This is a genomic window from Salinisphaera dokdonensis CL-ES53, from assembly GCF_040361215.1.
GTDB classification, from domain to species: Bacteria; Pseudomonadota; Gammaproteobacteria; order Nevskiales; family Salinisphaeraceae; genus Salinisphaera; species Salinisphaera dokdonensis.
On sequence record NZ_APND01000006.1, the window covers coordinates 1 to 17,656 of the forward strand.

16 protein-coding genes are annotated in these 17,656 nt (G+C 62.6%); 7 read left to right on the forward strand and 9 right to left on the reverse strand.

Annotated features, from left to right (window positions below; translation table 11 throughout):
* The first annotated feature begins 252 nt into the window (after window positions 1-252).
* On the forward strand, window positions 253-792 hold the full coding sequence (locus SADO_RS16190; protein WP_353113284.1) for a hypothetical protein: 540 nt from the start codon (window positions 253-255) through the stop codon (window positions 790-792).
* Between the two features lie 290 nt (window positions 793-1,082).
* Here SADO_RS16190 and SADO_RS16195 read toward each other — a convergent pair whose 3' ends face one another.
* The 3 genes from SADO_RS16195 to SADO_RS16205 form a co-directional block, all read right to left on the reverse strand.
* A complete protein-coding gene (locus SADO_RS16195) occupies window positions 1,083-1,394 on the reverse strand; it encodes a DUF3253 domain-containing protein (protein WP_353113286.1) in 312 nt (103 codons plus the stop codon).
* Window positions 1,391-2,920, reverse strand: a complete 1,530-nt coding sequence (locus SADO_RS16200; RefSeq protein WP_353113288.1) for a flavin-containing monooxygenase — start codon at window positions 2,918-2,920, stop codon at window positions 1,391-1,393. Before SADO_RS16200 ends, SADO_RS16195 begins: the two co-directional genes overlap by 4 nt.
* A 97-nt stretch (window positions 2,921-3,017) precedes the next feature.
* Complete coding sequence (locus tag SADO_RS16205; RefSeq protein WP_353113290.1) at window positions 3,018-4,763, reverse strand: alkaline phosphatase family protein; 1,746 nt, start codon at window positions 4,761-4,763, stop codon at window positions 3,018-3,020.
* Window positions 4,764-5,171: 408 nt separating this feature from the next.
* Between SADO_RS16205 and SADO_RS16210 the strand changes: the two genes are divergently transcribed.
* Together SADO_RS16210 and SADO_RS16215 are read left to right on the forward strand one after the other, a co-directional pair.
* Window positions 5,172-6,152 (forward strand): aspartyl/asparaginyl beta-hydroxylase domain-containing protein, encoded by a 981-nt coding sequence (locus tag SADO_RS16210; RefSeq protein WP_353113292.1) that lies wholly within the window; start codon window positions 5,172-5,174, stop codon window positions 6,150-6,152.
* Window positions 6,153-6,287: 135 nt separating this feature from the next.
* A complete protein-coding gene (locus SADO_RS16215; RefSeq protein WP_353113294.1) occupies window positions 6,288-7,379 on the forward strand; it encodes a mechanosensitive ion channel family protein in 1,092 nt (363 codons plus the stop codon).
* 14 nt (window positions 7,380-7,393) lie between these two features.
* Here the strand turns inward: SADO_RS16215 and SADO_RS16220 are convergent, their stop codons facing one another.
* Window positions 7,394-8,050, reverse strand: coding sequence for a DsbA family oxidoreductase (locus SADO_RS16220; RefSeq protein WP_353113296.1), 657 nt, complete (start codon window positions 8,048-8,050; stop codon window positions 7,394-7,396).
* A gap of 119 nt (window positions 8,051-8,169) precedes the next feature.
* Here SADO_RS16220 and SADO_RS16225 point away from each other — a divergent pair, with 119 nt between their 5' ends.
* Window positions 8,170-8,781 (forward strand): class I SAM-dependent methyltransferase, encoded by a 612-nt coding sequence (locus tag SADO_RS16225; protein ID WP_353113298.1) that lies wholly within the window; start codon window positions 8,170-8,172, stop codon window positions 8,779-8,781.
* Between the two features lie 31 nt (window positions 8,782-8,812).
* Entirely contained in the window at window positions 8,813-9,574 is a 762-nt protein-coding gene (locus tag SADO_RS16230) for a crotonase/enoyl-CoA hydratase family protein (RefSeq protein ID WP_353113300.1), read from the forward strand.
* A gap of 12 nt (window positions 9,575-9,586) precedes the next feature.
* Here SADO_RS16230 and SADO_RS16235 read toward each other — a convergent pair whose 3' ends face one another.
* Complete coding sequence (locus tag SADO_RS16235; RefSeq protein WP_353113302.1) at window positions 9,587-10,240, reverse strand: helix-turn-helix domain-containing protein; 654 nt, start codon at window positions 10,238-10,240, stop codon at window positions 9,587-9,589.
* Between the two features lie 110 nt (window positions 10,241-10,350).
* Window positions 10,351-11,280 carry an oxidoreductase gene (locus tag SADO_RS16240; protein WP_353113304.1) on the reverse strand — a complete coding sequence of 310 codons (930 nt, stop codon included), beginning with the start codon at window positions 11,278-11,280 and terminating at the stop codon, window positions 10,351-10,353.
* A 406-nt stretch (window positions 11,281-11,686) separates the two neighbouring features.
* Here SADO_RS16240 and SADO_RS16245 point away from each other — a divergent pair, with 406 nt between their 5' ends.
* On the forward strand, window positions 11,687-12,535 hold the full coding sequence (locus SADO_RS16245) for a PEP-CTERM sorting domain-containing protein (RefSeq protein WP_353113306.1): 849 nt from the start codon (window positions 11,687-11,689) through the stop codon (window positions 12,533-12,535).
* A gap of 235 nt (window positions 12,536-12,770) precedes the next feature.
* Here the strand turns inward: SADO_RS16245 and SADO_RS16250 are convergent, their stop codons facing one another.
* Both SADO_RS16250 and SADO_RS16255 read right to left on the reverse strand, forming a co-directional pair.
* Window positions 12,771-14,252, reverse strand: coding sequence for a UdgX family uracil-DNA binding protein (locus tag SADO_RS16250; RefSeq protein ID WP_353113308.1), 1,482 nt, complete (start codon window positions 14,250-14,252; stop codon window positions 12,771-12,773).
* A 10-nt stretch (window positions 14,253-14,262) separates the two neighbouring features.
* On the reverse strand, window positions 14,263-15,540 hold the full coding sequence (locus tag SADO_RS16255; protein ID WP_353113310.1) for a putative DNA modification/repair radical SAM protein: 1,278 nt from the start codon (window positions 15,538-15,540) through the stop codon (window positions 14,263-14,265).
* Window positions 15,541-15,715: 175 nt separating this feature from the next.
* Here SADO_RS16255 and SADO_RS16260 point away from each other — a divergent pair, with 175 nt between their 5' ends.
* Window positions 15,716-16,645, forward strand: coding sequence for a mechanosensitive ion channel family protein (locus SADO_RS16260; RefSeq protein ID WP_353113312.1), 930 nt, complete (start codon window positions 15,716-15,718; stop codon window positions 16,643-16,645).
* 65 nt (window positions 16,646-16,710) lie between these two features.
* Here the strand turns inward: SADO_RS16260 and SADO_RS16265 are convergent, their stop codons facing one another.
* Window positions 16,711-17,544: an alpha/beta fold hydrolase gene (locus tag SADO_RS16265; protein ID WP_353113314.1), complete on the reverse strand. Its 834-nt coding sequence runs from the start codon at window positions 17,542-17,544 to the stop codon at window positions 16,711-16,713.
* Between the last annotated feature and the right edge of the window lie 112 nt (window positions 17,545-17,656).

Sequence of the window (17,656 nt, forward strand, 5' to 3'; positions counted from 1 at the left end):
CGCTACCGCTTGTCGTGCTGCAACTGTGGGCTTGTCGCGCGCGAGCTTCGACCCGCTGCGCTCTTTTGCCTGGACCGGGTTTCAACGTGGGCCAGGTACGCGTCGTCCCCGCGCGGCTGTTGATGGGCACGATGATTCCGGTTGTCGTCGCCACGCTGACCCGCTGGCCGTTCGGGCGCATGGAAAACCAGTGGTTGGTGCGCACGCCAAATGGAGACCCTTACCGGCCCTGTATCCGCAGGTCGCGCGTACGTGGCCCGCTATACGTTTCTCACGCTGCTGGTCGCAGCACTGGCATTGACCGCCGTCGGCCTAAGCATTTCCGACCGGCTCCAACCCGGTCGTTTCACCGATCTGCCGCTACGCCCCGCCGCGGGGACACTTGCCGCCGTGCTCGTCGCCTGGCTCGCCAGCCGTACCGTCGATCGGGTGGCAGACGGTCTGAACGAAGGCCGTTATCGCTGGCAGCGGCGGCTTCGCCACATGCTGCGCGTCGAGCACGACGAACGCTTTCGCGAGGCAGAGCTGTTCGCGGCCCTCATCCACGTGCTGATCTGGCTGGCGCTACCGCTTGTCGTGCTGCAGCTGTGGGGCTTGTCGCGCGCGAGCTTCGACCTGCTGCGCTCCTTTGCCTGGACCGGGTTCAACGTCGGCCAGGTGCGCGTCATCCCCGCGCGGCTGTTGATGGGCACGATGATTCCGGTTGTCGTCGCCACGCTGATCCGCTGGCCGTTCGGGCGCATGGAAAACCAGTGGTTGGTGCGCACGCCAAATGGAGACCCTTACCGGTGAGGCAGGCTCTACCGTTACCGGCCATGTGCTGTTCGTCATCACCGCGCTGGTTCTGCTCAGCCATGTTGGCCTGGACCTGAGCAAGCGGGCCTTCATTGCCGGCGCTGTCGGTCGGCATCGGTTTCCGCCTGCAGACGATCGTGAACAATTTCGTCTCTGGCCTGATCCTGCCGTTCGAGCAGCCAGTTCGCCGCGGCAACTACATTCGCGGTGGGCGAGACCGAGGGCTTCGTGCGGCGTATCCGTCGGAGAACGGCGACCCGACCGAGCCTTCGGCTAAGCTCGAAATCTTAGTTCGACGCCTTGGTTGCTGCCGAAGGCCGACCGATACGCACGGGCCCGCGAACGCTGCGAATATCCACCGGCTCGCCACCTTGCGTGACCACGATCACATCAGCGGCAGCCAGTTCACCGGCGACGGTACGAACCACCGGCATCCACGCGCGCCACTGCTGGCTCGCCTCGGCGTCGCTCCCGGCGCCCAGCTCGCGCGCGATTTCGGAGGGGCAGATCGTTTTGTGGGGGCCACGTTCTGCCAGAAGGGCTTTGAGCACGGCGATGATGCGTTCGCGCGCTTCGGTCGTCAGCGGCTGCGCGGTCATGCACCACCGGCCGCGCGCTGCGGTGTCGAGGCGCGACTCGGCACGCGCGGCGCGTCGAGCTGGTAGTCGTCGAGCGCCAGATGCGCAGTCATGCGCCGGAAGGCAAAAGTGAAATCGGGCCAGTTGTTGGTCTGCTTACCGGAGGCGTTCGTGTACCAGGAGTCGCAGCCGGCGGTCCAGACGGTGCCGTCGAGCCGGTTCTGAATATCGGTGTTGTAGGCCTGCTGGCGATCGGCACGTACGTCCATGGTCGCGACTTGCGGGTCGCGCAAGGCCTGCACGCACTGCATGACATAGCGCACCTGGGATTCGAGCATGAACACAATCGAGCTGTGCGCCAGATTGGTATTCGGCCCGTACAGCATGAACAGGTTCGGGAAGCCGGCCACGTTGATGCCCTTGTAGGCCTCGGCGCCATCGCGCCAGACGTCGTTCAGGCTGGCGCCGTTACGGCCCGATATAGCCATGGGCGCGAGGAAATCGGTGGCATGGAAACCCGTGCCATAGATGAGCACATCGGCCGTGTGGCGGGTGCCGTCTTTCATGACCACGGCGTCCGATTCGATGTGGTCGATACCGTCGGTGATCAGATCCAGATTGTCGCGATCGACAGCCGGATACCAGTCGCTGGCGAGCAGGATGCGCTTGCAGCCGATCTTGTAATCCGGAATCAGACGCCGGCGCTTGTCTGCATTGTCCATCTGCCGCCACGCCTGGAAACGGGCCATCCAGGCGAAAGTCTCGAGCAGGAAACCGAAGCGCGTGAAGGCCAGCGCACGGCTTTCGTTCTTCCAGTAGATCAGCGTGCGATAGACGCGATCGAACCACGGGAAGCGCGCGAACAACTTCTGCTCGAACGGCTTGAAGGGCCGGTCCGGCTTGGAGACGACCCACGCACCCGAGCGTTGGAACAGCTTGAGGCGGCCGACCCGGTCCACGATCTGCGGCACGAACTGGATAGCGCTCGCGCCCGTGCCCACGACGGCGACGTCGCGGCCAGCAAGATCCACCTCGTGATCCCAGCGCGCGGAATGAAAACTCTGCCCCGCAAACGTCTCGCGGCCCGGAATATTCGGGTACGCCGGCTGATTGAGTTGGCCACAGGCCGTGATCACGACATCGAAGACTTCGCTTTCACCCGTAGCCAAATCCAGCCGCCAATTCTGCCGCGCGTCATCGAAGACGGCACCACTGACTTCGGACTCGAAGCGGATATGCTCGAGCAGCCCGTACTTGGCCGCACAGTCTTCGAGGTACTCGCGAATCTCGGCCTGGGTGCCGAATTTGCGCGACCAGTCGCTCTTCGGCTCGAAGGAATAGGAATACAGATGCGACTGCACGTCGCAGGCCGCGCCCGGATAGGTGTTGTCGCGCCACGTTCCGCCGAGCGTGGCGGCTTTCTCGAACAGCGTGAACGATCGAATGCCTGCCTTGACGAGTTGCATGGCCATGCACAGCCCACCGAAACCGGTCCCGATGATGGCGATGTGCGGCGAGGTGGCGTGATCGGTGCGACTGGCTGGCATGGCGACGCGGTTCTTATTATTCAGACGGGTGCACGAAGACTAACAGTCGGCGTGGCCGCGGCAGTCGCCGTTCGTCGGTGGCCGCGTCGGTGGAGTACTACTGGTCGTCGTCACGACTCGATTTCTCGCCCGTGCGCAGATTCAGTATCAAATCGCCGATCAGACGCTGGCTGGACTCACCCTTGAGCACTTTCTGGACAGTCTGTTCGATCTCGGCGCTGCTACGGTCGGCGTTTGCCACGATCAGCGGAATGTCGGAATCCCGGTGCGAAGGACTGCCGTGCCAGGACTGATACAGGGACGCGAAGTAGAAGCGCTCGTCGGGATGGTCGCGGTTGCCGTTGTGGGCAACCAAGATCACGTCGCCGGCGCGGTCGCCGTGCGGGCCGTCTGCGAGCCCCTGCATGCGCTCGGGCATGTCGACGTAGTTCGGGTGCGGGTTCGCGGCCAGATAGTCGGCTAGCCGCTGGGTCTTGCCGTCGCCCAGATAGACTTCAAAGACATCGCCCTCACCTTCATCAGAAGCCCGGGTGCGAACCAGCACCATATCGAGCGTATCCCGCATCTCGGGCACAAGATCGCCGTCGCGGTTGTTGCGCCAGTAAGCCTCGGCCACAGCCTCGACATCTTCCTCGCGCGCCGGCTCGGACCAGTCACAGGGTGACTCGCCGTCGCTGCAAGTGCTGCGATCGGCCACGTATACATACGCCAGCGCGCCCTGGTAGGCGAGCGCGGTATCGAAGAACGTCTCCTCGTCGACCTCCAGATCGAACGGCCGCACGGTGAAGCCCGCTTTTTCCAGCACCTGTGGCGGTTCGCCCTCGCCGTCGAGTCCCAACGAGTTGCGGTCGTCGTGGGTGACTCGTGTATGGCCGTGGTCAGATGTCAGCAGTACATAACGGTCTTCAAGCGCGCCGGTTTCCTCGAGCGTCTCGCGTAGCGACTTCATCATCGGCTCGATCGCTTTCTCCAGATACTCGGTACGCGATTCGTCCGGGTCGCGGTCGGCCACGTGGGCGTAGTGATCCAGCCCCGGCATGTAGATCGTGATGACGTCTGCCGGCGGCTCGCTCTCCATGAGGTCATCCATGTTCTCGACGACCTCTTCGTCAAGTTCCCGGAACAGCGACAGGGCTTCCTTGCCGGTCAGGTGCGAGACCACGTGTTCCTGAAAGTAGGACTGGAACGCCTCAAGCATGGCCGTGCGATCGGTGAGAATCAGGCGATCCGCGCCAGTATAGAACTGGTGCATACCCACCCAGACGCGCACGCCGGGATCGGTCTCACGCATGCGCTCGTACACGGTCGGCGCTTCCAGTAGATCGTTCGCATAGCCCTCGGTATAGATCTTGAGCACCTGTTCGGCGTTCGAGATCGTGACCGGCACCGGCGCGGCGTACGTGCCGGTCTTGCGTATGAAGTACTCGTTGCCGGCGACGCCGTGGTGGGCCGGATCTTCGCCAGTCACCGTGGTCGCCCATGACACGGCCGTGGACGACGGCAGAACGCTGACCATCGAGCGCTCGAAATAGGCATGGGGGAAATCGTCGCCGCTGCCATCACCACCCAGCAGTTTGGCAAGCTCCGGGAGTTCGCCGTCTTTGAGCATGCGATAGAGCAACGGCCGATCGATACCGTCGATGGCAAGAATCAGTAGCTTGGGCTTGTCAGCCGGCGCCGGGCGTTCGTCCGGATCGGTTTCGCGCAGTTCAACCTGTTCGCCCGCAACCCAGAACTGTGCGGCCTGCCAGACACAGCCGCCCATCAACAGCGGCAGCAAAACCAGGTGGAGGCCGATCACGGCTCGGCGGATCGATCCCGAAGACTTGCGGTTATTCAGCATGCGTATCCCTTTCTTTTCATTTGCGCGCCAGGTTCTACGCGGCGCGCATAGCTTTCCCGCGCCGGCGCCGACCGGTAGCGGAATATCACGTCGAAACAGGCGCCCCAACGCCTTCTGCGACTCACAGCCTTGCGTAGCCCCAATGGCCCCACGCTGAACGAATCGCCCGTACAAGATAGCGCATAGGCAATTCTCAGCCGATTTCCGCCCGGCAGGAGCGACTCGCACCGGCGGGTCGGCACGCACACCGACACGCGTTCGACATATCGGCGTAGCACGCTTTATGTGCACTACACCCTTGATGCTTTGCTAATACGGCTGCAGGCATCGTGCAGGTTCGGATTACTGCCCATGGCAACGACAATGCGTTGGGCCGTACCACGCAGCGACCACGCCAGAGGAGCCGATGTGCCCCTATTGCTGACTTTCTCGACCCTGTTCCTTTTCGTCGCAGGATCGATTCTCTACGTCTATCGTTTTCGCGGCGACGTGCGCTACGACAGCTTCAAGCAGTACCTGCGCAAGGGCTGGCCGATGTTCAGCCCGCTCAACTGCCTGCTCTACCTGTTCACGCAGCGACGGGCACGCCAACCGATCATGGATCTCGACCGATTTCCGGAACTCGAGGTCATCCAGCGCAACTGGCAAGTCATCCGCGAAGAGGCGCTGGCCCTGCACCGAAACGACGTTTTCGAGCAGACCAAGAGCGCCGGATCGGGCGGCTATTACGACATCGGTTTCCGTACGTTCTACAAATACGGCTGGAGCAAGTTCTACCTGCGCTGGTACGGCACCACGCACAACTCCGCCAAACGCATGTGCCCGGAGACCACACGTCTGCTCGAAGGCGTGTCCTGCGTGAACGGCGCGATGTTCTCCGTGTTACCGGTCGGCTCCAAGCTGACGCGCCACGCCGACCCTGCGGCCTGCTCGCTGCGTTATCACCTGGGCCTGGCGACCCCGAACGCCAATCCCTGCTACATCAACATCGATGGCGAGGATTACTCCTGGCGCGACGGCAAGGCTCTGCTGTTCGACGAGACGTATCTGCACTACGCGCACAACGACGCCGAAGAAGACCGCGTGATCCTGATGTGCGACGTGGAGCGCCCGACCCGTATCGTCGGGCCGTTGGTGAACTTCTTCTATAAAGGCCTGATGCGCGCCACTGTGGTGCCCAACACGGCCGAAGACGAACGCGGCCTGGCGAACACCGTATTCGCCAAACTGGCACCGGTACTGTCGAATACGCGCGAGCTCAAGCAAACCAACCCGAGGCGCTATACCACTATCAAGTATTGCGTGAACGGTACGCTGATTACACTCGCTTCCGCGTTGCTGGTCGGCGCCTGCTTCGGGCTGTATTCGCTGGGCGCCATGCTGGCCTAGAGACCGCCTCGTCCCCCGGGGCGAGCGCTACAACACGATTGCCAGCGACAGCCTATGGCAGGGAAACTGCGTGACAGATCGTCTCTCTGTCACGCATGTCGGTCCACGCTTCGGCCCGGCTACGGAACACCTTGAATGCTTGAAGCCATAGACCCGACCCTCAGCGCCTCGGCCATGACCCTGTTCACAGCCGTCGGCACGGCAATACTCGTAATCGCTGTTTATGTTCTGCTGATCCGCCTCGGTTACCGGCTGATCCAGCGTCGTGCAATCGCCCGCGAATTTCTTCGCCAGTGCGATCGCGCCGGCGGCGTCGTGGTCTTCCTGCTTGCCTTGCAGGCGGTCTGGCATGCCAGTGACAACGATCTCCCCTGGCTTGCAGCGCTACGGCACATCAACAGTCTGTGCCTGATTCTGGCGCTGACCTGGGCGGCATTGAAGGCAATCACCGCCATCGGCGACGTCATCGTCAGCCTCAATCCGGCGGTCGAGGGCCGGCACCATGCCGCGCGCAGGGTCGAGACCCAGGCCCGTTTCCTGACCCGCGGGCTGACCGTTCTCGTTGCCATCATCGGCATCTCGGCCGCGTTGATGACCTTTCCTTCGATACGCCAGCTCGGCACCAGCCTGCTCGCCTCGGCGGGCATTGGCGGCCTCATCATCGGCTTTGCGGCACGGCCGGTGCTGTCCAATCTGCTCGCGGGACTGCAGATCGCGCTGTCGCAGCCGTTTCGTATCGAGGACGTGCTCAGGTTCAAGGACGAATGGTGCTGGGTGGAGGAAGTCACCACCACTTATGTGGTGCTACGCACCTGGGATCTGCGCCGGCTGATCGTGCCGCTGCAATGGTTTATCGAAAACCCGTTCGAGAACTGGACCCGCCGCCCCACCAGCCTGATGGGGCCGGTTTTCATGTGGCTCGACTACCGCATGCCCGTGCCGCCGCTACGCGCCGAATTCGAACGCCTGCTCAAGGCCGACGATACCTGGGACGAACTGATGGGCACCACGCAGGTCGTCGAGTCCGGCGAGCACGCGATGCAGATTCGTTTTCTGATGAGCTCGAATGATTCGGTCGCGCTCTGGCATCTGCGTTGTCGTATCCGCGAGGCGCTGCTGGACTTCATCCAGCGCGACTATCCGGACTATCTACCCAACGTGCGCGCTCGAGTCAGCGACACCGACGTGCCGGAGCCAACGCGCCCGCCGGCCGGGGCTACCGAGTAGTCATCGAATAACGATCAGGCGCTTTCGGCGCGCTCGCCGGCAATCTGGCGCAGGGCATCGGCCAGCGTTTCCGGCGGCTGAGCGCCGGCCAGCAGATACTTGTTGTCGACGATGAACGACGGCACCGAGGACACGCCCAGCGACTGCCAATGGGCAATCTCGCGCTCGACCTGTTCGGCGTATTCGTCCGAAGCGAGAATTTCGCGAACACGCGCGCCGTCCAGACCCAGCGATTCGGCGATCGGCACGATCACTTCCGGGTCGGTCGGGCTTTCGGCGCGGCCGAAATAGGCCTCGAACAGTGCCCGATTGAACGCCGCGTCCTGGCCATGCTCTTTGGCGTAGGCGAGCACGCGGTGGGTATCGAAGGTACTCCAGGAGCGACGCTCCAGCGCTTTCTCGAAGTTCAGACCCAGTTCGCGCGCGGCGTTGATGATGTCGTACTGCGAGCTCTTCATCTCCTCAACGCTGCGCCCGTATTTCGCGCTCAAGTGTTCGAGGATGTCGCGGCCTTCGGCGGGGACATCCGGGTTGAGCAGGAACGGATGCCATTCCACCTCGAATTCGTATTCGTCGGCGAGGCGATCCATCGCCTGTTGCAGGCGCGCATCGCCGATGGCGCACCAGGGGCAGACGACATCGGATACCAGATCGATCTTTATTGTTTGCATGGGACGAACCTCGTTTGCGATACCCCTGAACCTGCCCTTGAATCCGGCCGATTCAACCCCGGCATGCGTCGGCGCCGTCCGCATGCTAAACAGGGGCCAGCATTTTTCGTTGGCCGACCATGACTTTCTACGAACGCTATTGCCTGCCCCGCCTGCTCGATTTCGCCTGCGGCGTGCGACCGGTTCGTCGCCAGCGCGACAAGATCGTGCCACTGGCGCGCGGCGAGGTGCTCGAAGTCGGCATCGGCACCGGGCTGAACCTGCCTCACTATCGCGCCGAGCAGATCGAACGTATCTGGGGCCTGGACCCGGCCACCCAGATGAACCGCACCACTCGTAAACGGCTGGCTGGCACCGGGCTCGATCTCGAACTAATGACGTTATCGGCCGAACAGATACCGGTCGAAGACGACCGTTTCGACACCGTCGTGCTCACCTACACGCTGTGCAGCATCCCCGATCCTGTCGCCGCCTTGCGCGAGATGAAACGCACGTTGCGGCCCGGCGGCCGACTGCTGTTCTGCGAGCACGGCCTCGCGCCCGAGCCATCCGTCGCGCGCTGGCAACGCCGCCTTACGCCAGCGTGGCGACGTATTGCGGGCGACTGCCATATGGATCGCGACGTACCCGCACTGCTCGATGCCGCCGGCTTTAGCGTCGATGATCTGCAGCAAGGCTATATTCCCGGACCGCGGGTGCTGACCTACAACTACTGGGGCGAAGCCGTCTGATCACGGCCGCTCTCCCGATCGGAACACACGCATGTCTGTAACCACCGAACGTCGCGACGCGGTCTTCATCGTCACCATCGACAGGCCCGAGGCGCGCAATGCCGTGGATCGCCCCACGGCTGACGCCCTGGCCGCCGCTTTCCGAGAGTTCGAGGCCGACGACACATTAGGGGTGGCGATCCTGACCGGCACCGGCGGCTATTTCTGTGCCGGCGCCGATCTCAAGGCCGTGGCTTCTGGTGAGCGACGCAACCGTATCGACCTTGAAGGCGATGCGCCGATGGGCCCGAGCCGTATGCGCTTGTCCAAGCCGGTGATCGCCGCCGTGGCCGGTGCGGCGGTCGCCGGCGGCCTGGAGCTGGCTTGTTGGTGCGATATACGGGTGATGGAACGCTCGGCGGTTTTCGGCGTTTTCTGCCGGCGCTGGGGCGTGCCGCTGATCGATGGCGGCACCGTGCGCCTGCCACGACTGATCGGCGCCTCGCGCGCCATGGACATGATCCTGACCGGTCGTGCAGTCGGCGCCGAGGAGGCGTTGGCCTGGGGGCTGGCCAATCGAGTCGTCGACGACGGCACCGCACTCGAGGCAGCGCTCGAACTCGCCGAACAGATCGCGGGTTTTCCGCAAGACTGCATGCGCCATGACCGCGCCTCGGCGATCGAACAGTGGTCGCTCGACCACGACGCGGCGCTCGACAACGAATTCCGCCACGGTCTCGAGTCCATCGATCAGGCGGCGGGGGGAGCTGATCGCTTCGTGCGCGGCGCCGGGCGCGGCGGGCGGTTCGACTGAGCTGGCCGCGGGTCAGCTGGCGTCGTCGTCGGCCATGTCCGTCGGGTCCGCAACGCTGGGTGCCCGGCCGGTCTGCTTGAACTGTACGGCCATGGTCAGCGCGCTTTCACAGAAGGCGATCACTTCGTCGAAGTCGGCTTCGGGCAACTGACGCGCGGCCTCGTTGCCACGATAGATATTGATCCACTTGCGATCGCGCTCGACCATCGTCGGCAGCCGGCCCACGCCCCAGTCCTCGGCCAGCGCCCAGAGCCGCGGGTTGAAGCCACGCACGAGCTGGATGAGAAACGGGATCGGATCGTTGCGGGCAAGCAGCGACGTCAGACGCAGCAGCAGATCGAAAGACACCGTCGCCGAGCCCTGCTCCATGGCCTGCAGAACGGTCTTGTCTTCCAGATCCAGAGCCCGTGCCAGATCGTCGCGCGATAGCCCAGCCGTCTGGCGCGCATCCTGGATCGCTTCGCCACCGCGCACCATCCAGGCCCGCTGCTCTTCGGACAACAGTTTGCGCTGGGCGCGATCGAGGATGATCGTCCGGCCGATATCCAGCGTCAGCCCGCCCACCCGGCTGGCGAGCGCACTCAACGCACTTTTGGAAAGGCTGCTGGTCAAGCTGGTGACCTGACCGAGCAGGCTGCTGCGCTCACCGTCGCGTTTGCGTGCCATGCATGCTCCTGTATCGGCGCGGCACGGACCGCGCTCTGGCGTTACCGATCATGCCCGCGCTGCGCGCGAATGACGAGGCTCGCCCATTGGTGCGGCGCCGCGCCAGGCCGTCACATGCCGTAGGACACGCCAGTGAGCTGCTCGGACACAGCCCACAAGCGCTCGGCCGTGTCACGCTTGAGCGCACGACCCGCCGGCTTCACGCGCGTCGGCTTGCCCCAGAACTCGCGAAACCCGTCCGGGCCGAAATAGTCACCACCTTCGACATCGCCTGCAGTCGCGGCATAAAGACTGGGTAATGCGCCACGACGCTGTGACTGGCCGAATACCCGGTTGGCCACGCGCATGCCGGTCGCCGCCAACCGCGAACCGGTCATTTCAGGCCCGGCGAGCTGCAGATGTGTGGCCGCGTAACCCGGATGGGCCGCCGCACTCAGCACATCGGCGCTGGAGGCACGCAAACGCCGATCAAGCTCCAACGCGAACACCAGATTGGCGAGTTTGGCCTGTCCGTAGGCCGGCCAGCGCTTGTACCGGCGCGTATTCCAGTTGAGATCACCGGAATCGATACTGCCGAAGGTATGCGCAAGGCTCGATACGGTCACAACGCGGGCATCCGGCGTGGCCCGAAGCCGGTCCAGGAGCCGGCCGGTCAGTGCGAAATGGCCGAGATGGTTGGTGCCGATCTGCATTTCAAAACCGTCGGCCGTGCGCCGCAACGGCAACGCCATCACGCCGGCGTTGTTGACCAGAATATCCAGCCGCTCATGACTCGCCAGGAAATCCGCTGCGAACGATTCCACGCTCGACAGATTCGCCAGATCCAGCGGCATGACCTGAACACGCGCGGCCGGGTGATCGCGTCGAATCTGCTCGGCAGCATGCTCGCCCTTACCGACGTTGCGGCACGCCATCACCACCTGCGCTCCGGCACCGGCCAGTGCGCGGGTGGTCTCCAGCCCGAGTCCGCTATTTGCACCGGTCACAACCGCTGTCTTGCCTGTGAGGTGCGGTATGTCGGCGATGTCCCAGTCACTCATTATCGTTTCTCATTGTTCGAAGCTTTCCCGGGACCGTAAGCCGCTATACCGATAGCCATCAATCAGCGCTGTGAACTGACTCCTGGTTCGCCGCCGATCTACGAGGCAAAGCGAGAACGGGCTTATATGTCGCCAAACCTTACGACGATCGTTATACGCCACGCATTCGCCACCCACTTACACGCCTGTGGCGTAGGCACGTCGAAAAACGTCGTCCTATCGCCTTTCATTTCATCACGTTATCGCCTGGGCCGGACCGGCCTGTAAAAAGTTGCCAAGCGCATTCGGACACACGACTGGATCCTGCGCGCATCGGTTGACATGGAAAACGTCGACAGGCCTTACAACTTTCTCTTGAAACCCCCAGCGCGCGATATTTTTATCTTACTAATCAATGCTCTGAGTTTTGGCACATCGATTGCAACACCCCTTCTGCCGGCGATCTGCCGCAAGAAATCAAGTGGCCTCAACACCCACAGGCATTCAGGGAAAAGGCATCATGAAAACTTTCAAACATCTACTCATCGCCGCAGCCGGCTCAATGCTTTTCGCCGGTCAGGCTTTTGCGGTTCCCGTACAAACCGGAAGCGAAACGTCGCTCCAACAGATCCTCGACGACATCGCGGTCGACGGGGACAATTTCATCGATGTGAACGACGATCAATTCTCACCGAGCAGCTTCTGGAAGGTCCAGGGCTCGGGGGGCAGCTTCAGCCAGATCATCATCGAAATTACCGCCAATTCTTCGAGCAACACGCTCGGTATCTTCGACGCGGCCGACGAAAACAATCGGGTCGAACTCTACAGTGGCGCAGACACGACGGGCAGCAAACAGCTGATCGGCTTCAGCGCCTCCAACGAAGTCATACTCGGCCTCGACGGTAATACGGGTACGTTCTTCGCTGACAGCTTGTTCGGCTTCTATCTCGACACCCCGAACGGGATCTTCTACTCGGCGCCGGGGCTGAATGAAGGCGGCCAGCAGCGTTCCGTGGTCTACCAGGGTAATGACGAAGAAGTAATTCAGATCGCCGACAGCTCCTCCGGTGTGTGGGGTTCGAACGAGTATATCTTCGGCTGGGAAGACGGCACGGACCAGGATTTCCAGGACTTCGTGTTCATCGCCGAATCGATCACGTCGGTCAACGTCCCGGAACCGTCTGAACTGGCCCTCGCGCTCTTCGGCCTCGGCCTGATTGGCGTCGGTGTTGTAGCTCGCCGCTCACGTCGTACCGACCCGACGCTCGCGATCTAAACAAGGCTCCTTGAACGAATAGAACCCGTGTGCAGACTTACCGCTCTCCTTGGAGAGCGGTTTTTTTGCCTGCAGCTCGTTAGCAGCCAGACGGCATGGACCGGCACACGGGCGAGGATGCGCCCTGGATCCTCCTGATCGGACGCGCGACACGCACACCGCTCACCCGACTAGGGCAGACCTTCACCCGGCGGCCGAGCTCTGGAATTTCTCGCGGGCCTCTGGAACCGGCGACTTACGCCGACCAAGCTACCGCCTGTGCGAGATCTGTCACAAAACGCGCGTACTCGGAAGAATTCGCTGCCGCGCTACCACGTCGCAACAGATAAGCCGGATGGACGGTGAGCAGGTAGCGGCGATCCTGCCAGTCAATCGGACGGCCGCGATCTCGGGTCACTCGTGCCGCGCCGCCCAACAGCGCCTGTGCCGCAGTGGCCCCTAGGCAAACGATAAGCGCCGGATCGACCAGGCCGATCTCGCTGTCGAGCCAGGGTTTGCACGCCGTTACCTCGGTTTCATCGGGCTTGGCGTGCAAGCGTGTCTTGCCCCTGCTCGCAAACTTGAAGTGTTTCACCGTATTGGTGAGATAAAGCTGTTCGCGCACGAGACCCGCATCGGCCAGCGCGCGATCCAGCAGTTGCCCGGCCGGCCCCAAAAACGGCCGACCTGCGAGATCCTCGCGATCGCCGGGTTGCTCGCCAACCAGCATGATGCGTGCATCGCTCGGCCCTTCCCCAAATACGGTCTGGGTCGCCGGACTCCAGAGCGGGCAATTACGGCAGGTGGTCGCTTGCAGTGCGAGCCGCTCAAGGGATGCGGGCGCCGCTCGTGCAACGGCTGCAGCGTTCTCGACATTGGGGCTCGCAGGACGCGGACCGCAGTGCATCGCATCCTGATCCTTGGTTTCGGCTTCCATGGCGGCCACCCGCCGATCCGCGTCGCGGATCAGCCCCGGAATCAGATGCGCCTCGGGCATGTTCTTCCAGTACTTCTGCGGCATCTCGGACTGCATCGCCCGAATCTTCACCCGTGCAGGATTGAAGATGCTGCGGTAGTAGATCCGCCAGGCGTCTTCGAGCGCATCGCCGTCGGGCGCCGCGCTCTTGTCGACGGCAGGCGAGAACCAGACCTCGCCTGCCCCTTCCCAATGGGCACAGCCCATCGGGGTGAGAATCGACCAGCGCATGTTGGCAAAGCGGCGTTTGAAGAAGCCGCTGGCGTATTCGACGATGCCGTGGTCGGGTTCAAACCAGGCGACATAGCGGGGTTCGCCGTCATCGGCCTGCGGGTCGGCCACCGCACGAAACCGGACAAAAGCCTTCATCTTGTGAACGTCCCGGCGCACGGCCTTGGCGTAACGGGTCAGTCGTGCGACATCGGTGTCGCCGCTGAGCTGCATCAAGTGGCGCTCGCCGTGCGTCAGTCGCCAGAGTATTCGGTACAGGAGGGCCCAGCGATCCGGGCTGCAATGACAGCTCGCCGCCCGCGCCATATCGACGAATGCTTTCGGCACACGCGCGGTATGCCCGGCTTCAGCATCGCCTTCGCCGCTGTGTTTACCGGGCTCGGCTTGCCACCAGATTTGATCGGGCCGGATGTCGCTGGCGAGCTGCTGGCGCGCTTCATCCTTCCAGGCGAGGAAGGTCGGCGCGAAACGCGCCACCACCTGTGCGTCGCCGGTATCGGCTTCTCCGAACAATGACGGCTGCCTATCCATGCCGGGCGCCCTAGAAATCGAAGACCTGTTGCGCGGCCGCCGGCGGCGCGAAACGCGAGCGTAATAGCGCGCTCGGTATTTCCTGCAGGCCGGGATGATGGTTGGCACACACGATGAACGGCATGGCTTTCTTGATACCGGCCTTGAGGGCAACGAGATCTTCCAGCCGAATCTTCTGCCAACGGCGAATCTTGACCAGTTTGTTGACCGATTTCACGCCGAGGCCCGGCACACGCAGCAGCTGCTCACGCGACGCCCGGTTGAGATCGACCGGGAAGAAGCCGCGATTGCGCAGTGCCCACCCCAACTTCGGGTCCACATCGAGATCGAGCATACCTGCCGCCGCGGTATCGTCCGACCCCGCGGTGATCTCGTCATGGCCATAACCGTAGAAACGGATCAGCCAATCGGACTGGTACAGCCGATGTTCCCGCATGAGCGGCGTGCGCCGTGCCGGCAGCTTCGCCGATGCGTCGGCGATCGGCGAAAACGCCGAAAAATAGACGCGCTTGAGCTTGTACGAGGAATACAGGTTCGCCGTCGTCGACAGAATCTGGGCGTCCGTCGACGGCTCCGCGCCGACAATCATCTGCGTGGACTGTCCGGCCGGTGCGAATCGCGGCAGGGTTTTCGGTTTCGGCGTCAGATTGGTCGTGCGCCGTGCGGCACGACGCTGCTCGGCGTCTTCGTCCTGGCGTGCACGGATACGCGCCATCGACAGTTTGATGGTGCGGTGATCCTTTTCGGGCGCCAGATCGTCGAGCGCGATCTGCGTGGGCAGTTCGACATTGATCGATAGCCGATCGGCGAAGCGCCCGGCCTCGGCAAGCAGTTCGCCGTCGGCATCGGGAATCGTCTTGAGATGAATATAACCACGAAAATCGTGATCGAGACGCAGTCGCCGTGCAGCCTCGACCAGCTGCGCCATCGTGTAGTCCGGACTCTGGATCACACCCGAACTCAGGAACAGCCCTTCAATATAGTTACGCTTGTAGAAATCCAGCGTCAGGCGCACTACTTCATCGACCGTGAAGCGCGCGCGCTGGACGCTCGAGGAGTTGCGATTGATGCAGTAGCTGCACTCGTAGATACAGAAGTTGGTCAGCAATATCTTGAGCAGCGAGATGCAGCGTCCGTCCGGCGCATAGGCATGACAAATGCCCGAGCCCTCGCTCGAACCCACACCCTTGCCGCCGAGCGAGTGACGTGATCGCGAGCCGCTCGATGAGCAGGAAGCATCGTACTTGGCGGCATCCGCCAGTATTTCGAGTTTTCGCAGGATGTCCATAAGCTGTAATGATATACAGCAAATCCGGTTTTGGATTCACTCATTCGCGCTTTTTATTGGCCCGCAAGCGCGACGACGCTTTGCCGCGCAATGCCGGCCGCGTTGATGCTTGCCAGTACGCTCGGCGCCGATAACAATGCAGTGGTGACCGCCAACCAAGGCATCGGGGGATACGATGGCGCCGACTGAACAAGCGCAAGCTGCGCCGGACTCCCTGGACGAAGTCGTGGGCTCGATCCACAACACCGTGCTCGTCGCCTGGGGCGATTTTGTCGATCACCTGCCTTTTCTCGGCCTCGGTCTGCTTATCCTGCTACTGACCTGGGGCACGGCCTGGCTCGGCCAGAGGGCGGCCGCGCTGCTCGTCGGCCAGCGCGCGCGTGCATCGCTGCGCCGGCTGATCGAGCGCTTGCTTGCGCTGGGTATCTGGGGGCTGGGCCTGCTGCTGGTGGCCGTCGTGATCTTTCCCGGGCTTTCACCGACCAAGGCACTCGGCGGCCTGGGGCTTTTATCCGTCGCGGTGGGCTTCGCGTTTCGGGATACCTTCGAGAACTTCTTCGCGGGCATGCTCATGCTCTGGAAGTATCCGTTCGAGAGCGGCGACTTCATCCAGTCCGGCGAAATCTTCGGGCGAGTCGAGGAGATCAATATCCGTATGACGCTGCTGCGCAAGGTGAGCGGCGAACTGCTACTCGTGCCGAACTCCAAGCTGTTCCAGAACCCGACCGAGGTCCTGACCGATCGGCCGATGCGACGTATCACCGTGATGACGGGGGTGGCCTATGGCGAGGATCTCGCGCAGGCGCTGGGCGTAATCGAAACGGCCGTAACGGCGTGCGAGACGATTATTCAAGGCCAACCCGTTCAGATCTTCGCTCGCGGTTTCGGCGACAGCAGCATGGATATCGAAGTGACCTGGTGGTGTGATTCGACACCACTGGGCGTACGCCGCTCGCGCAGCGAGATCGTCGTGGCGGTGAAGGCCGCGCTCGACGCTGCCGGAATCGAAATTCCCTTCCCCTATCGCACGCTGACGTTCGCCGAGCCGTTGCCATTGATTGGCGAGTCGACGGCCGCGACATCCGCCAGCGACGATTCCCGCTAAACGAACGGCATAAAAAAGGGCGGCCCGCGGGCCGCCCTTCTCACGATCGACTGCGTCCGATCGTTCTAGCCGATGAAATCGACCAGCGCCTTGTTGAAGGCCTCGGGGTGCGTGGCGTTGATGCCATGCGGCCCGCCTTCGATCAACTTCAGCGAGCTGTCGGCAATCGCGTCGACCGAACGCTTGCCACTGACTTCGAACGGCACGATGCCGTCGGAATCGCCGTGAATGACCAGCGTGGGCACATCGAACTTCGCCAGATCGTCGCGGAAGTCGGTGCGCCCGAATGCGCCGATGCAATCCAGCGTGCCCTTCGGCGAAGCGAACCAGGCGATATCGCGGTGATACTGCCGGCTCGCTTCGCTCACCAGCAGGCCTCCGTCTTCGGTGGAGAAGAAGTTGGTGGCGAAGTCTTCGAAGAAGGCGAGCCGATCGCTCTTCACGCCATTTTCGAACTGCTCGATGGTGGCATCGTCCAAGCCGCCATCCGGGTTGTCATCCGCCTTGTACAGATAGGGCGGAACCGCAGCAGCCAGAACAGCATTGGCTACACGCGATGTGCCGTACGTGCCGATATAGCGCGCGACTTCGCCGCCGCCCATGGAAAAGCCGACCAGCGTCACGTCATTCAAGTCGAGATGCTCGAGCAGCGTGTTCAGATCCTGGGCAAAGGTGTCGTAGTCGTAACCGGTCCACGGCTGCGACGACTTACCGAAGCCACGCCGATCGTAGGTGATCACCCGGTGACCGGCCTCGACGAGTGCCGGCACCTGGTTCTCCCAGGAACGACCGCTCAACGGCCAGCCGTGAATCAGGACGACCGGCTTGCCGCTGCCATAGTCTTCGTAATAAAGCTCAACAGGCGCGTTGTTCTCGCGATCGACTTCCAGGAATGCCATAGCGTTATCCCGTTATTTTCGAAACCTGTCCAAGATCTTGGGTCGAGAACTCGCCAACACAACCGGTTGCGCGCAACCTGTCTACCCCGGTACGACATCGACCGGCTGACCG

Coding starts and splice junctions, on each gene's coding strand:
- SADO_RS16200 (WP_353113288.1), bottom strand. CDS start 2,920: ATGCCAGCCAGTCGCACCGATCACGCCACCTCGCCGCACATCGCCATC.
- SADO_RS16260 (WP_353113312.1), top strand. CDS start 15,716: ATGGCGCCGACTGAACAAGCGCAAGCTGCGCCGGACTCCCTGGACGAA.
- SADO_RS16235 (WP_353113302.1), bottom strand. CDS start 10,240: ATGGCACGCAAACGCGACGGTGAGCGCAGCAGCCTGCTCGGTCAGGTC.
- SADO_RS16220 (WP_353113296.1), bottom strand. CDS start 8,050: ATGCAAACAATAAAGATCGATCTGGTATCCGATGTCGTCTGCCCCTGG.
- SADO_RS16195 (WP_353113286.1), bottom strand. CDS start 1,394: ATGACCGCGCAGCCGCTGACGACCGAAGCGCGCGAACGCATCATCGCC.
- SADO_RS16240 (WP_353113304.1), bottom strand. CDS start 11,280: ATGAGTGACTGGGACATCGCCGACATACCGCACCTCACAGGCAAGACA.
- SADO_RS16255 (WP_353113310.1), bottom strand. CDS start 15,540: ATGGACATCCTGCGAAAACTCGAAATACTGGCGGATGCCGCCAAGTAC.
- SADO_RS16250 (WP_353113308.1), bottom strand. CDS start 14,252: ATGGATAGGCAGCCGTCATTGTTCGGAGAAGCCGATACCGGCGACGCA.
- SADO_RS16225 (WP_353113298.1), top strand. CDS start 8,170: ATGACTTTCTACGAACGCTATTGCCTGCCCCGCCTGCTCGATTTCGCC.
- SADO_RS16265 (WP_353113314.1), bottom strand. CDS start 17,544: ATGGCATTCCTGGAAGTCGATCGCGAGAACAACGCGCCTGTTGAGCTT.
- SADO_RS16230 (WP_353113300.1), top strand. CDS start 8,813: ATGTCTGTAACCACCGAACGTCGCGACGCGGTCTTCATCGTCACCATC.
- SADO_RS16215 (WP_353113294.1), top strand. CDS start 6,288: ATGCTTGAAGCCATAGACCCGACCCTCAGCGCCTCGGCCATGACCCTG.
- SADO_RS16205 (WP_353113290.1), bottom strand. CDS start 4,763: ATGCTGAATAACCGCAAGTCTTCGGGATCGATCCGCCGAGCCGTGATC.